This window comes from Wolbachia endosymbiont (group B) of Ennomos erosarius (genome assembly GCF_964026905.1).
In the GTDB taxonomy this organism is placed as follows: domain Bacteria; phylum Pseudomonadota; class Alphaproteobacteria; order Rickettsiales; family Anaplasmataceae; genus Wolbachia.
Map to the genome: position 1 here is coordinate 243,835 of NZ_OZ034708.1, position 14,575 is coordinate 258,409.

Annotated in this window: 11 protein-coding genes, 1 tRNA gene and 1 pseudogene; 2 read left to right on the forward strand and 11 right to left on the reverse strand. The window is 35.9% G+C overall.

All coding sequences use genetic code 11. The annotated features are described in order from the left end of the window. Window positions 1-140 precede the first annotated feature (140 nt). From AAGD95_RS01215 to dnaE, 6 genes are all read right to left on the reverse strand, one after another. Window positions 141-213 (reverse strand) — tRNA-Met (locus AAGD95_RS01215). Next, window positions 213-1,505: an adenylosuccinate lyase gene (gene purB, locus AAGD95_RS01220; RefSeq protein ID WP_341818622.1), complete on the reverse strand. Its 1,293-nt coding sequence runs from the start codon at window positions 1,503-1,505 to the stop codon at window positions 213-215. Before purB ends, AAGD95_RS01215 begins: the two co-directional genes overlap by 1 nt. Window positions 1,506-1,616: 111 nt before the next feature. Then, a complete protein-coding gene (gene rplI / locus AAGD95_RS01225) occupies window positions 1,617-2,162 on the reverse strand; it encodes a 50S ribosomal protein L9 (protein ID WP_341818623.1) in 546 nt (181 codons plus the stop codon). Between the two features lie 7 nt (window positions 2,163-2,169). Then, window positions 2,170-2,445, reverse strand: a complete 276-nt coding sequence (gene rpsR, locus AAGD95_RS01230; RefSeq protein WP_250294995.1) for a 30S ribosomal protein S18 — start codon at window positions 2,443-2,445, stop codon at window positions 2,170-2,172. Then, the gene (gene rpsF / locus AAGD95_RS01235) at window positions 2,445-3,227 is read right to left on the reverse strand and encodes a 30S ribosomal protein S6 (RefSeq protein ID WP_341818624.1); all 783 of its coding nucleotides are present in this window, start codon (window positions 3,225-3,227) and stop codon (window positions 2,445-2,447) included. Before rpsF ends, rpsR begins: the two co-directional genes overlap by 1 nt. 48 nt (window positions 3,228-3,275) lie before the next feature. After that, window positions 3,276-6,716: a DNA polymerase III subunit alpha gene (gene dnaE, locus AAGD95_RS01240; RefSeq protein ID WP_341818875.1), complete on the reverse strand. Its 3,441-nt coding sequence runs from the start codon at window positions 6,714-6,716 to the stop codon at window positions 3,276-3,278. A gap of 182 nt (window positions 6,717-6,898) precedes the next feature. On the opposite strand from dnaE, the gene AAGD95_RS01245 reads away from it, so the two are divergent. Next, complete coding sequence (locus AAGD95_RS01245; protein ID WP_410542088.1) at window positions 6,899-7,750, forward strand: IS982 family transposase; 852 nt, start codon at window positions 6,899-6,901, stop codon at window positions 7,748-7,750. A gap of 54 nt (window positions 7,751-7,804) precedes the next feature. On the opposite strand, the gene dxr is transcribed toward AAGD95_RS01245, so the two are convergent. The 3 genes from dxr to AAGD95_RS01260 all read right to left on the reverse strand — a co-directional run bounded on the left by dxr (window position 7,805) and on the right by AAGD95_RS01260 (window position 10,510). Next, entirely contained in the window at window positions 7,805-8,968 is a 1,164-nt protein-coding gene (gene dxr / locus AAGD95_RS01250) for a 1-deoxy-D-xylulose-5-phosphate reductoisomerase (RefSeq protein WP_341818625.1), read from the reverse strand. A gap of 73 nt (window positions 8,969-9,041) precedes the next feature. Then, window positions 9,042-9,539, reverse strand: a complete 498-nt coding sequence (locus AAGD95_RS01255) for a hypothetical protein (RefSeq protein ID WP_265026115.1) — start codon at window positions 9,537-9,539, stop codon at window positions 9,042-9,044. A gap of 119 nt (window positions 9,540-9,658) precedes the next feature. Beyond that, window positions 9,659-10,510, reverse strand: coding sequence for an IS982 family transposase (locus tag AAGD95_RS01260; RefSeq protein WP_410542088.1), 852 nt, complete (start codon window positions 10,508-10,510; stop codon window positions 9,659-9,661). A 336-nt stretch (window positions 10,511-10,846) separates the two neighbouring features. Here AAGD95_RS01260 and AAGD95_RS01265 point away from each other — a divergent pair, with 336 nt between their 5' ends. Further along, window positions 10,847-11,632 (forward strand): enoyl-ACP reductase, encoded by a 786-nt coding sequence (locus AAGD95_RS01265; protein WP_341818626.1) that lies wholly within the window; start codon window positions 10,847-10,849, stop codon window positions 11,630-11,632. On the opposite strand, the gene secD is transcribed toward AAGD95_RS01265, so the two are convergent. Beyond that, the gene (secD, locus tag AAGD95_RS01270) at window positions 11,629-13,137 is read right to left on the reverse strand and encodes a protein translocase subunit SecD (protein WP_341818876.1); all 1,509 of its coding nucleotides are present in this window, start codon (window positions 13,135-13,137) and stop codon (window positions 11,629-11,631) included. The two genes, AAGD95_RS01265 and secD, sit on opposite strands and share 4 nt — an antisense overlap. Window positions 13,138-13,622: 485 nt before the next feature. Next, window positions 13,623-14,506: pseudogene (locus AAGD95_RS01275) on the reverse strand (IS982 family transposase). Window positions 14,507-14,575 lie beyond the last annotated feature (69 nt).

A 14,575-nucleotide genomic window follows, 5' to 3' on the forward strand; every position in this document is an offset into this window, starting at 1 on the left:
AGGCCAAAAGCTAAACCTTTTCACAATCTTCTATCCATTGTTTCCTCACCTGAGTGGATACACAACTCACTCCAAGTAGCTGACACTGAGTCACACTATTCCACTCAGTGCACTGCTTTTTAAACATAGTCTAGTTCGAGTGGCTGAGGAGGGACTCGAACCCCCGACCAAGAGATTATGATCCTCCTGCTCTACCAACTGAGCTACTCAGCCTAATTGAAAACCTTGCTATATATGTGACCTACATGCTTTGTATAATATTTCAAATCAAACAAAGATTCAAGTTTTTCAGAGTTAATAACTTCAAGTAAGGATTTATCTTGTTTCAATTCGGCCAGAAAATCACTGTTGTTTTGTTTCACTTTCATTGCATTGCTCTGAACAATTTTATACGCCTCTTCCCTCGCCAAACCACTATTTACTAACTCAAGCAATACACGCTGTGAGAAAACTAAACCTTTTGAAGAATTTAAGTTCTTCTCAATGTTTTCCTCATTGATCACCAATTTATCTATCAAATCTGTTAATCGCACTAAAGCAAAATCCATTGTTATACAGGCATCAGGAGCAATGCATCTTTCCACAGATGAGTGTGATATATCACGTTCGTGCCACAATGCAACATTTTCTAACGCAGGAAAAACATAACTGCGTATTAAACGTGAGAGTCCAGTCAGATTTTCACTTAAAATAGGATTACATTTGTGTGGCATAGCAGAGCTTCCCTTCTGCCCAGTGGAAAAATGCTCAGAAATTTCGCCGATTTCAGTTCTTTGCAAATGACGAATTTCAATTGCAATATTTTCTATTGAGCTTGCAATCACTCCCAAAACTGAAAAGAACATGGCATGTCTATCACGAGGAATGACTTGAGACGATATGGTTTCAGGTATGAGTCCCATTTCTTTCGCTACATACTCTTCAACAAACGGATCAACATTTGCAAAATTACCTACTGCACCTGATATTTTACAAATTGAGATCTCTTTTTGCGCGCTAATTAATCTCTGATAATTGCGTTTAAATTCAGCATAAAATCTAGCAAATTTTAATCCAAGAGTTGTTGGTTCTGCATGCATTCCATGACTACGCCCAACACAAACAATATCTTTATAGTCCTCAGCTTTTTTTTTCAATACTGCAAGTATATTTTTTAAATTCTCGAGTAAAATATCACATGACTCTTTCAACTGCACCGCAAGGCATGTATCCAAAACATCAGAACTTGTCATTCCATAATGAAGATAACGAACATCAATTCCCGCTTTTTCAGCAACATACGTCAGAAAAGCTATAACATCGTGTTTTACAATGGATTCAATTTCGTTGATACGTTCAATATCAAATTCAATAGCATCAGAGAGCTTCTGAGCAATATCCTTAGGGACAATTCCTAGCTTTGCTTGAGCTTCGCACGCTAATTTTTCTATTTTGAGACATATATTAAACTTGTTGCTTTCTTCCCAAATCTCAGACATCTCTTTACAGCTATAGCGTGGAATCATTAGATGACCCCGTCTTATCTTTGAACATGCTAGATCCCAGTGTCAAGGACTGGGATGACAGAAAAAAAAGGCACTGGAATGACAGGAACAGTTGACATATTTTATTCACTGCTATTCGTTATTTGTATCTTCTTGCTCAACTGCTTCATCTTCTTGTTGCTCAGACTTCTGATTTTGCAATTTTACTTGCCTTAGCTCATTTGCATCTGTTTCGGATTTCACGACGTATATAGTAATTGGTACTACTACTTCACTATGTAATTCTACGTTTACTTGGTATTCACCCAAGTTTTTGATGCTTATTCCACCAAAAGATAAACTACGATGATCTATCGCACGTCCTTCTTGTAGTAAAACTTTCGCAATTTCACGTGTTGTTACAGAACCAAAAATTTTACCATCCTCTGAAGCTTGCTTTGTCAATACCACAAACTTATCCTGTAGTGACAATACAAGCTCTTTTGCTACATTTAATCTTTTTATATTCTCTTCTTCCAGTAATAAACGTTGCTCCTCTAGCTTTGTTAAATTTTCCTTGGTAGCTTTCACCGCTTTTCTTTGTGGAAAAAGAAAATTACGTGCATAACCTGGTTTAACTTTTACAACTTCACCAAGCTTACCTAAAGTCCTTATATTTTCCTTTAAAATTATCAACATAAATTACCTAAACTTTTTTAGTACAGTAAGGAACAAGAGCCAAAAAACGTGCCCTTATGACCGCTAAGCGTAACTTCCTTTGTTTTTTTGCACATACGCCTGTTAATCTTCTAGGTAATATCCTACCATAGTCAGAAGTAAACTTGGATAATAAATCTGTATTCTTATAATCTATGTCTTCATCTTTAGACGCAGCAAGAGGGCAAACTTTAGAACGCCTAAAGCCAGTCCTATTATTTACAGATACGTAAGAATTATTAAAACTATTTCGTCTTTTCATCATTATGCGTTTTGCTCCTCAATTTGTTTATTCATCATATAAGATTTACCTTCAAAAAATTTATCAACCTGCACAGACAAGTGGCGAATAACGTTCTCATTAAGTTTCATTCTACGCACAAATTCATCCAGAATGCTTGCAGTAGAACTTATACACATTATACAATAATGACCGCTCTTCATCTTATTTATTGGATATGCAAAATCCAAAAGACCCCAATGTTCATACTTAATTAATCCTGATGCTTCAATGTTTTCCAAAAGCATTTCCAATGCTTTGCTCGATTGAGTTGGACCGTTTATTCTAAAATCTTTCAAAATATCTTGAAAAATCTTTATTAGATGTTCTGAAATATTTCTCTTCAAAGCATTTACTGCATTATGGATAAACGCACTTTTAGTAATTTGCTCACTGCCTCCTAGAAATTTTATAAAATCTTGCGTTATTCCTAAATCTTTTAGGTCATCTTTCAACTCTTTATCGATTTTTGACTTCACTTCTTTCAAATTTGAAAGATCTTTTTCCAATTCAATCCATAAAATTTTTGTAAGATCTTCCAAGAAATCAGAGTAAGCAACTAGACCTTCTTTAATGTTTTCAGCACGCGTTTCTAACTCTTGTTTTGTAAGCGTGCTATTTTGCCTTTCCATAAGACTCTTAATCTTCTGGAAAATAACATCTGCTTTAATATTCTTCAATGAAACAGCTAGCTCTTGTACCATCTCCTCTACTTCTTGCTGTAATAATCTTTGTTGTGCTATAAAAATAAATTCATAAAGATTCACTATATCTTCCTTTAATACCGATTAAATATTTCATTATATAAAGCTTTTTTATATAAGCAAGTTATTTGTATTAATTTCTACGCCTTTAATCCAGCTTAAGTTAGATATTTCATAAACAATTTGAGGAGCAATTGAGTATGCACCTGGTAATAAGATGCTCACTTTATGTTTTTCGAGAAGAAGTTTTAGCATTATTTTGGTTCTGCCTTCATCTTTCAATATTGTGTTTAATTCCATAGCGGCTTTTTGCAAATCCGTGCACTCAGTGGTGAGAACTAATTCTTTTATTGTAGAAGTGATTCTTTTTGTAAACTCAGATATATCCTTGCCTGCTAATCTTGTCGTATTTTCCGAAGCTTCAAGATCAATTATCACAAATGTTCCTGGTGAAAATAAATCTCTTTTTTCTTCTATTATTTCATTATTATAGAATGCTATTTCAGAAACGTTATGGGGATCAGAAAGTGTGAGTATAACAAACCTTCCACGCTCTGAGGTTCTCATACGTGCATTTAATATTACCCCAGCAGTTTTTGCTGTTCTATTTTCTCCGATAAACCCAATATTTAACTTTTCCAGAAGAGTTCTAAATTTTTCAAGTGGATGATTAGTTAAATAAAATCCTAGTGAAAATAACTCATGCTCTAATTTTTCCTCTTCATCAAAATCTTCCACATTCTCAAATTTCGGTTTGAGGACATCAAGACTACCAAACAAAGCAGCTTGACTTGATTCTCTATCCTGTTTGTTTTTATTTGCAAAGTAAATCAGTGTGTCCATTGACTCATATAGCTGCTTTCTGTTCTTATGCACGCTATCGAATGCTCCGGATTTAATCAGGCTTTCTAGCGCTCTCTTATTTATTATATGACCTGAATTTTGAATGAATTCCCATATGTCCTTACAAGCGCTTGAACGTACGTTCACTATTCCCTCCGCTATAGAAAAACCAACATTCCTCAAGGCAGCAATACCATAACGTATGCGTTCGTTCTCTATTGAGAATTCAGCTTTAGATTTGTTTATATCAGGTGGAAGAACGGTAACGCCACTAAACTTTGCTGCATGATAAAATAAATTCAGTTTATCTCTATCATCAATATTCAGATTCATTAGTGCTGTAAAAAATTCTAATGGATAATTAGCTTTAAGGTAAGCTGTTTGATAAGATATAACCGCATATGCAGCTGCGTGAGATTTATTAAATCCATAACCAGCAAATTTTGCAACAAGGTCAAAGATATAACTTGCCCTGTCATAATCAACGCCATTCTTCGTTGCCCCTTGGACGAAAAGTGTACGTTGTTTATCCATCTCTTCCTTGATTTTCTTACCCATGGCACGTCTTAACAAATCTGCTTCTGCGAGACTATATCCAGAGAGAATACGCGCTATTTCCATCACCTGTTCTTGGTAGATTATTACCCCAAACGTTTCTTTTAATATTCCCTCAAGTAATGGATGAATATAATCTGGCTTTTCAAGTCCATGTTTTCTTGCAGCATAAGTTGGAATGTTATCCATAGGTCCTGGACGATAAAGAGAGATTAAAGCGATGATGTCCTCGATGCAGTCTGGTTTTAACTTGATTAAAGCTTCTCTCATTCCCGAACTTTCAAGCTGGAACACTCCAATTGAATCACCGCTAGAGAGCATCTCATAGGTTTTTTGATCATTCAAAGAAACTGAAGAAATATCGATCTTTTTTTCATCACGATTAATTAAACGACACACATGATCTATTAGCGTTAGCGTACCAAGTCCAAGAAAATCAAATTTTATTAGCCCAGCTTTCTCCACATATTTCATGCTGTATTGAGTGATTGGCAGAGCCGAATTTGGATCATAATACACGGGAACAAAATTTTCTAATTTTTGATCGCATATTACAATTCCAGCAGCATGAGTTGAAACGTGACGATATATTCCTTCAAGCTTAAGAGATATATCAAGAAGCTTTGCAATTACCTCATCACTATCCCGTTCTTTCTGCAGGTTTTGATCAAACTCTATCGCTTGTGATAAAGTTACAGGATTTACTGGATTAAATGGAACCATTTTAGATATTTTATCCACTTGAGAGTAAGGCATTTGTAATACTCTACCAACATCACGTAATACTGCCCTTGCCTGCAATTTACCAAAAGTGATTATTTGAGCAACATAACCGTATTTTTTCTGAACATAATCAATAACCAGGTCTCTTTTCTCTTGGCAGAAATCGATATCAAAGTCAGGCATTGATACACGATCGGGATTTAAAAATCTTTCAAATATTAGGCCAAACTTTATTGGATCAAGGTCTGTAATCTGTAAGCTCCAAGCAACAATTGATCCAGCACCAGAGCCTCTTCCTGGACCAACTGGAATGCCATTTGCTTTGCTCCAGCGGATAAAGTCAGAAACTATTAGAAAGTAACCAGCATAGTTCATTGAAGTGATTACACTTAGTTCATAATCTAACCTGTCGTAGTATTGCTTGAAATCGATATCATGTTGTGTGTCATCATCTGGTTTGGTGTCATTCCAGCGCGTGACACTGGAATCTCTCTGGATCCCAGTATCAAGTACTGGGATGACAGTGGAGGGTGTTCTGGTGACAGAAGAGGATTTTGCAATACGCAGCTTCAATCCTGCAACTGCCTGCTCCCTCAGTTCTTCATTCTCAGTTTTATTTTCTCGACAAGGAAATTTAGGCAAGATAGGCTGCCTGCTTCTTGGCATGTAAGAGCACCGCTTAGCTATCACTAAAGTGTTATGAATTGCTTCGGGAATGTCGCTAAACAGCTCCTCCATTTCTGCCACAGATTTGAAGTAATGCTCGGTAGTTAACTTCTTTCTGTTATTCTCCAGGGCATAACTCCCCTCCGATATGCACGTTAATATGTCATAAGCTTCATAGTCAGACCTATTTGGAAAAAACACATCGTTCGTTGCAACCAGTGGTATATTGCGCTGATAAGCAAAGTCTATCAAAGCTTCTTCAAGCTCTAGCTCTTTATTCAATCCATGACGCTGCAATTCAACATATAAATGACCATTGAATGCTGAAAGCAGTTTTTCAACCGTTTCTTTATCTTGCCCCAACAATAGTTGAGCTAAACATCCACCGGTTAAAGCGATCAGACCCGTACTTAAATTCAATAGCTCATCAAAATCAACGTAAGGAATATCGCTGTTATTCTTGCGCTTTCTAAAATACTCACTCACCAAAGTGACTAAATTAGTGTACCCTTGCTCATTTTTTGCAAGCAATAATATAGGTAAATTTTGTTCTGAATGTTTAACTATAATATTGCATCCTATTATTAGCTGTATTCCCCTACTTGCTGCATATTCTGAAAACTCGAGCGAGCCAAACAAGTTACCTGAATCAGTAATTGCAACCGCTGGCATTTTATTTCGCAAACAAAGGCCGATCAGCTCCTCAATTTTAACCGAGCTTTCAAGCAGCGAATAAACACTATGAACACGTAAGTGTATGAACATAAAAAACTTTAGATCAACAAAAAAGGATAACATTAATTTACCCATGAGAACATAATTTTCATGAGAACAAAAGCCTATCTACGCGAATTCTGGATTAAAGGAGAATAGAAAAGGCAAGAAAACAGGGTAAACTCAGCAGTTATAAAAAAACAGATGAGGTTAACCATGGAAGATATAACAAACTGTTTTGTTTGGTCGATGATTTTTGCAGAGATATAGAGAAAAATTTTGCAGGTAAACTACTGCCAAATGGTAAAAAACCCACAAGAACAACGGAAATTGAGCACTCCGAAATCATGACAATAATCCTGCTATATCAACAATCTCCGTGTAAAAATTTCAAAACTTTCTATCTACATTACCTAACGTTGCTCTACAAATCAGAGTTTCCAAAGTTGCCTTCATATACCAGGTTTGTTGCTCTAAAGCCTAGGGTTTTGTGGCATTTAGCAATGTTGTTGCATTGGCTTTGTGGACAGTCAGAAAACACTGGAATTTCATATATAGACACAACTCCCATTGCAGTTTGTCATGCAAAAAGAATATCCAAAAACAAAGTTTTTGCTGGAATTGCAAAATTAAGCAAGAGTACTTACGGCTGGTTTTTTGGTTTCAAATTACATATGGTAATCAATGAAAATGGTGAAATTCATTCACTTACGCTAACAAAAGGCAATGTTGATGATAGGATACCTGTGCCAAATCTGACGGAAAAATTAACCGGCCTTTTGTTTGGTGACAAAGGTTATATTGCAAAAGAGCTTTTTCAGAAGCTGTTTGACCGAGGTTTGAAACTTGTTACCAAGGTGAAAAAAGGTATGAAAAATGCATTGATTTCGCTAAATGAGAAGATTTTACTGAGAAAAAGGTCTATCATTGAGACTGTTTTTGGTTACCTAAAAAATAGACTAGAAATTGAACACACTCGCCATAGATCCCCTGTTAATTTTTTGGTTCATATCTTTTCTACTCTCATTTCCTATTCCATCAAATCCAAAAAGCCTTCTATTTCCTATACTTTCTTCCTTCCTTAATCCAGAATTCGCGTTTATGGGGGAGAAGGGTGACTTTCTCTCCTTAGATAACCTCTAGCTATACGCAACAACTTTACTTTCAACAATTTTATTAGCAATAATACGACTTTCACAATCAATATTTATTATATCAGATAGTGAATTAATATCAGTATAACTATCAAAACTTTCCATTGTTGATTCCACTACCTCTACTATTTTTAAAAAGCCGATTCGTGACTTCAAAAATTCATTAACAGCTATTTCATTTGCAGCATTGAGCACAATACTGTTTGTTTGTGGAGCAGAAGAGTTTAACACTGCCATGCTAAGCTTTAGCGCAGGGAAATGCTTATGGTCTGGCTCTTGAAAGGTCAATTTTCCTTGCTTTGTTAGGTCTAGTTTATAATTTAAAGCTGATCTTTCTGGCCAAGATAGAGCATATGAAATAGGAATTGCCATGTCAGTCTCTGCAAGCACAGCAAAGTTGAAACCATCCTTATAAACTACGATTCCATGTACTATTGACTCAGGATGCACTACTGCTTCAATTTTATTCGGGCTGATATTAAACAAGTTATGTGCTTCTATTATCTCTAGTGCCTTATTCATCATTGTTGCGCTATCAACCGAGATTTTCTTTCCCATATTCCAAGTGGGGTGACTAAGCGCCTTATCTACCATGACATTTCTTAATTGCTCAAGACTATAATTTAAGAATGGTCCACCAGAAGCAGTAAGTATGATCTTTTCTACGCATTTATCGTCATTTTGCAAAACTTGAAAAATTGCGTTGTGTTCAGAGTCGATAGGGATTATTTGTACGTTTTTTTCTTTAGCTTTTTTGAGTAATAACTTTCCACCGCAAACAATGCTTTCTTTGTTTGCCAATGCAATGACTTTGGTACCGCTTTCTATAACCTCCATGACTGGCTTAAGGCCTGCAATGCCAACTATTGCAACAACTGAGAGATCAACAGGTATGGTAGCAATGTTTGTAGCGCCAATTGCTATTTTTGCATCTGTACCAAGTAGACTTTCTTTTAAATCTTTGTAAAACCTTTCATCGGAGATAGCAACGTATTTTGCATTCAACAGTTTTGCTTGGTGTGCCAGTAGAGCAAAGTCTGAATGGGCACTTAGTGCTTCCACTTGGTATTCTTCTTTTCTCTTTGAGAGCAAATCTACAGTCTTTTTTCCAATGCTTCCTGTTGATCCTAAAACTGAAACCTTTTTCACTAAGACAAACTCATAACAATAGCAACTTTTCTTATTAGGCCTTCTTGCATACTATTCAGCAGTTTTTAAGCGTTTAACCAAGTTCATGCCCGTGATCATCGCCAACAGACGGTGAAGGACCAGGCGAAAAAGATTGACCATGGTGGTCACCTGCATCATGCATGTCTTGCAAACCATCAGCATTATGAGCCATTTCATTATTGGCATGAGGGTAATCATCTGAGTGAGGTCCATCATCACCATGAGCCATATCCATTCCTTCTGATGGCATATCTTCTCCACCTCCACCTGAAAAATATTCTGCAAGGCTTTCAAGAAATTTTATGCCAAACATATTACCTGATTTTCCAAGCAGTGTTACTAAACTACTGCCACTTACCAAACTTTCAAACACATTATTATAAGCAGCAATCGCCCCTTCATGAAAGTTGAACAACCACTTCATTCCATCGACAACTGTTGAAACAGAGTCACTATGACCAAGACCAAAACCACTTTTCTCACCAGCGGCTTCTTGGTGTTGCTGCTGCGCTTGCCATTCTGCAATATTTGGACCTTGAGCTTCACTCATAAATTTTTACTCTCAACCTTAAGCTATTATTTTATCACAAATATTGCAAAATATCAATAGAGCTTTTGAATATAGCTAATACAAACAATTTCTGTCATCCTATATACGCGAATTCTGGATTAAGGAAGGAAGAAAGTATAGGAAATAGAAGGCTTTTTGGATTTGATGGAATAGGAAATGAGAGTAGAAAAGATATGAACCAAAAAATTAACAGGGGATCTATGGCGAGTGTGTTCAATTTCTAGTCTATTTTTTAGGTAACCAAAAACAGTCTCAATGATAGACCTTTTTCTCAGTAAAATCTTCTCATTTAGCGAAATCAATGCATTTTTCATACCTTTTTTCACCTTGGTAACAAGTTTCAAACCTCGGTCAAACAGCTTCTGAAAAAGCTCTTTTGCAATATAACCTTTGTCACCAAACAAAAGGCCGGTTAATTTTTCCGTCAGATTTGGCACAGGTATCCTATCATCAACATTGCCTTTTGTTAGCGTAAGTGAATGAATTTCACCATTTTCATTGATTACCATATGTAATTTGAAACCAAAAAACCAGCCGTAAGTACTCTTGCTTAATTTTGCAATTCCAGCAAAAACTTTGTTTTTGGATATTCTTTTTGCATGACAAACTGCAATGGGAGTTGTGTCTATATATGAAATTCCAGTGTTTTCTGACTGTCCACAAAGCCAATGCAACAACATTGCTAAATGCCACAAAACCCTAGGCTTTAGAGCAACAAACCTGGTATATGAAGGCAACTTTGGAAACTCTGATTTGTAGAGCAACGTTAGGTAATGTAGATAGAAAGTTTTGAAATTTTTACACGGAGATTGTTGATATAGCAGGATTATTGTCATGATTTCGGAGTGCTCAATTTCCGTTGTTCTTGTGGGTTTTTTACCATTTGGCAGTAGTTTACCTGCAAAATTTTTCTCTATATCTCTGCAAAAATCATCGACCAAACAAAACAGTTTGTTATATCTTCCATGGTTAACCTCATCTGTTTTTTTATAACTGCTGAGTTTACCCTGTTTTCTTGCCTTTTCTATTCTCCTTTAATCCAGAATTCGCGTTTTTACTACTGCCATTCCAGATTCCACTGCTGAAATCACTCTTTCCCTTAGCTCATATTGATATGGTGATGCCATCTATTACCTCTCTTTTGGTTTTTTCTACTCTACCATATCTCTACACCTTTGTCTCTACCTTTATGCATTAAGCTATACTGCAAAGAATGTTTTAAAACATAGTGATATCTTGACTTTGCCTAGTTAATATTCCAAATTATAAAAAAAACAGATAGTTCTATGACAACAAATCTATTACAAGGCAAAAAGGGATTAATAACCGGAATAATAAATAAGAGATCGATAGCATGCGGTATAGCAAAAACTCTCTCAGAGCACGGAGCAGAACTTGCAATCACCTACCAGAACGAAATAATAAAAGAAAAATTATTACCAATAGCAGATGAATTAAATGTGGAGCTAATATTACACTGTGACGTTTCAAATGAAAAAATCATAGATAACGCTTTTGAAATAATAGAGAAAAAATGGGGTACTCTTGACTTTTTGGTGCATGCAATAGCATTCTCCGATAAAAATGAGTTAGATGGTAAATATGTCAATACTTCACTGAATAACTTCCTCAATGCAATGCATATATCGTGCTATTCTTTTACTGCTTTAGCGCAAAGGGCTGAAAAAATGATGTCAGGTGGTGGTAGTTTACTTACTTTATCTTATTATGGCGCTGAAAAAGTTATGCCAAATTATAACGTTATGGGTTTATGTAAAGCAGCACTTGAAGCAAGTGTAAAATATATAGCATGTGATCTCGGGCCACAAAATATCAGAGTAAATGCAATTTCCGCTGGTCCAATCAGAACTTTAGCATCTTCTGGAATAAGCGATTTTCACTTCATATCAGAATGGAATAGAAATAATTCTCCGCTTAGACGCAATGTTACAATAGAGGATGTTGGCAAGGCAGCGTTATACTTATTAAGCGACTTAAGTAGTGGCACTACTGGAGAAATTTTGCACGTCGATTCAGGATATAACGTTGTGGGAATGAAGGTGGTTGACTAACAAAGCACTAGTTCCTTCGGGTTCATACACAACTCTATCAGGAGTTTTGTGACTGTGATTGCAGAAAACATCGAACATAAAATTCCTATTGATAAAGTGACAGAAAAGCCTCTAATTGCTCCGCTGCCAATAATGAACATTATTCCTGCAGCAATTAATGTAGTGATATTTGAATCCAGTATTGTCTTTATAGCGTTTTTAAACCCTTCTTCAATAGCACGTTCCACTCTCTTGCCAGATTTGATTTCCTCACGAATTCGCTCAAATATTAAAACATTTGCATCCACCGCCATACCGACAGTGAGTGCAATACCGGCAATTCCAGGTAAAGTTAGAGTTGCTTCAAGCAGAGTGAGAATTGATAATATAAGAATTACATTAGAAAAAAGCGCAATAGAGGCCAATACACCTAATTTGCCGTAAGTGATAATTATAAATAAAGCCACGGCTATAATAGAGATTGTTGCTGCCATTTCCCCTGCCTTTATTGATTCTTCTCCAAGGCTTGGGCCAATGTTTTTTTCTTCAATTATTTTAAGTGGCGCTGGCAGTGCTCCAGATTTTAAAAGTATTGCAAGTTCGCTTGCTTGTTTTTCAGTAAAATTACCGCTAATTTCTCCCTCTCCATTTAAAATTGGCTCACGTATTGTAGGTACTGTTAAAACTGTGTTATCCAGAACAATTGCAAAAGGTTTTCCCACATTTTCTTTAGTGATTTTCGCGAATCTTTTACTCGCTATGCTGTCAAATTTAAAATGCACTGTTGGTTTACCTAAGTGACCAAATCTAACTGATGCATTAATCAGTGCATCACCACCTATTTCAGTTTTGCGGAATATTGGATAAGAATTACCTAAAGAATCCTTGAGCATGACAGTAGTTTCATAATCTATATCCTGCACCTTGGCTATGTTAGTGTTTGCCAAATGAAAAGCTAGCTTAGCAGTTTTGCCAAGCAGAGATTTTATCTGTTCGGTGTCTTCTACTCCAGGCACCTGCACTAATATTTTATTCTGCCCTTGTTTTTGAACGCTGACTTCCTTTGTGCCAAGTTTGTCCAAACGGCGCTGGACATTGTTTATTGATTCTGCAACTACTTCACTGATCAAAGAATTTTTATAATGGGATTTATACGAAATGAGAATTGAAGAATCTCTTCTATTTAGCTCTAAATTTGGATTTATTGCATTAATCAACACAGATGCTTTCTTATAGTCATCAGCATTACTTAAATTTACAACGCTATTTTGTACGTTAGATACAATATTTTTTGTTAGCAATGTCTCTCTTATCTCATCAGCAAGCATGCCTAGCTTTTCCTTAAAATAGAAGTCTAAGTCTATGTTTAGAAGCAAAGATGCCCCTCCTTTCAGGTCAAGGCCTAAGTTTATTCTTTTTTTCGAAATAAAAAGCTTATTATCAAAGAAATTTGGCAGTGTTATGTATAAAGCAAGTAAACAGATGCATAATACTGAAAAAGATTTGACTATAAGCCTGTTGTACATAAGTTGTAGGTTTAAAATTGCAGTGTAAGTTAAAAATAGATTTTTGTAAAATTCTCTATTGTCCAAATAACCTATCCAAGTAGCTATAGAGACGAAAAAACTTACTTGACACCCTTCGCCAGCCCCTTTATCATGAAACTGAAGGTATTCAGTTATCTTCATCTGTGCAGATTAAACAGCAAGAAAACAACGTAGTTGGCGTCTTATTTTTAATTTTTTGCACTATGTGCACCTTATGTCTTCACAACATTTCTAGGTTTTTACCTATATAAGCTGAAACGCGCTTATAAGTCGTTTAAGACAGTATAGTACGCCAATTTGCAGGATTAGGGAGTGAACACTAATTACCACGGGGTTTCTTTTGCCTTTTTTTCTGCTTAGTAAATTTCTTAAACATTTAAACAAAGGTGAGTTGCATTTAAAAGCAGCTAAATTGCAGTGTTTAAGACTTAAAAAACGCCAATACTGAAAACGCGAATTCTGGATTAAGGAAGGAAGAAAGTATAGGAAATAGAAGGCTTTTTGGATTTGATGGAATAGGAAATGAGAGTAGAAAAGATATGAACCAAAAAATTAACAGGGGATCTATGGCGAGTGTGTTCAATTTCTAGTCTATTTTTTAGGTAACCAAAAACAGTCTCAATGATAGACCTTTTTCTCAGTAAAATCTTCTCATTTAGCGAAATCAATGCATTTTTCATACCTTTTTTCACCTTGGTAACAAGTTTCAAACCTCGGTCAAACAGCTTCTGAAAAAGCTCTTTTGCAATATAACCTTTGTCACCAAACAAAAGGCCGGTTAATTTTTCCGTCAGATTTGGCACAGGTATCCTATCATCAACATTGCCTTTTGTTAGCGTAAGTGAATGAATTTCACCATTTTCATTGATTACCATATGTAATTTGAAACCAAAAAACCAGCCGTAAGTACTCTTGCTTAATTTTGCAATTCCAGCAAAAACTTTGTTTTGGATATTCTTTTTGCATGACAAACTGCAATGGGAGTTGTGTCTATATATGAAATTCCAGTGTTTTCTGACTGTCCACAAAGCCAATGCAACAACATTGCTAAATGCCACAAAACCCTAGGCTTTAGAGCAACAAACCTGGTATATGAAGGCAACTTTGGAAACTCTGATTTGTAGAGCAACGTTAGGTAATGTAGATAGAAAGTTTTGAAATTTTTACACGGAGATTGTTGATATAGCAGGATTATTGTCATGATTTCGGAGTGCTCAATTTCCGTTGTTCTTGTGGGTTTTTTACCATTTGGCAGTAGTTTACCTGCAAAATTTTTCTCTATATCTCTGCAAAAATCATCGACCAAACAAAACAGTTTGTTATATCTTCCATGGTTAACCTCATCTATTAATCCAGAATTCGCGTTTTAACATAGATCCCGCTAACACGTAGCGGGATGACGGTTGTCGTTTAGCTA

Coding starts and splice junctions, on each gene's coding strand:
- purB (WP_341818622.1), bottom strand. CDS start 1,505: ATGATTCCACGCTATAGCTGTAAAGAGATGTCTGAGATTTGGGAAGAA.
- rplI (WP_341818623.1), bottom strand. CDS start 2,162: ATGTTGATAATTTTAAAGGAAAATATAAGGACTTTAGGTAAGCTTGGT.
- rpsR (WP_250294995.1), bottom strand. CDS start 2,445: ATGATGAAAAGACGAAATAGTTTTAATAATTCTTACGTATCTGTAAAT.
- dnaE (WP_341818875.1), bottom strand. CDS start 6,716: ATGTTCATACACTTACGTGTTCATAGTGTTTATTCGCTGCTTGAAAGC.
- AAGD95_RS01255 (WP_265026115.1), bottom strand. CDS start 9,539: ATGAGTGAAGCTCAAGGTCCAAATATTGCAGAATGGCAAGCGCAGCAG.
- AAGD95_RS01265 (WP_341818626.1), top strand. CDS start 10,847: ATGACAACAAATCTATTACAAGGCAAAAAGGGATTAATAACCGGAATA.
- secD (WP_341818876.1), bottom strand. CDS start 13,137: ATGTACAACAGGCTTATAGTCAAATCTTTTTCAGTATTATGCATCTGT.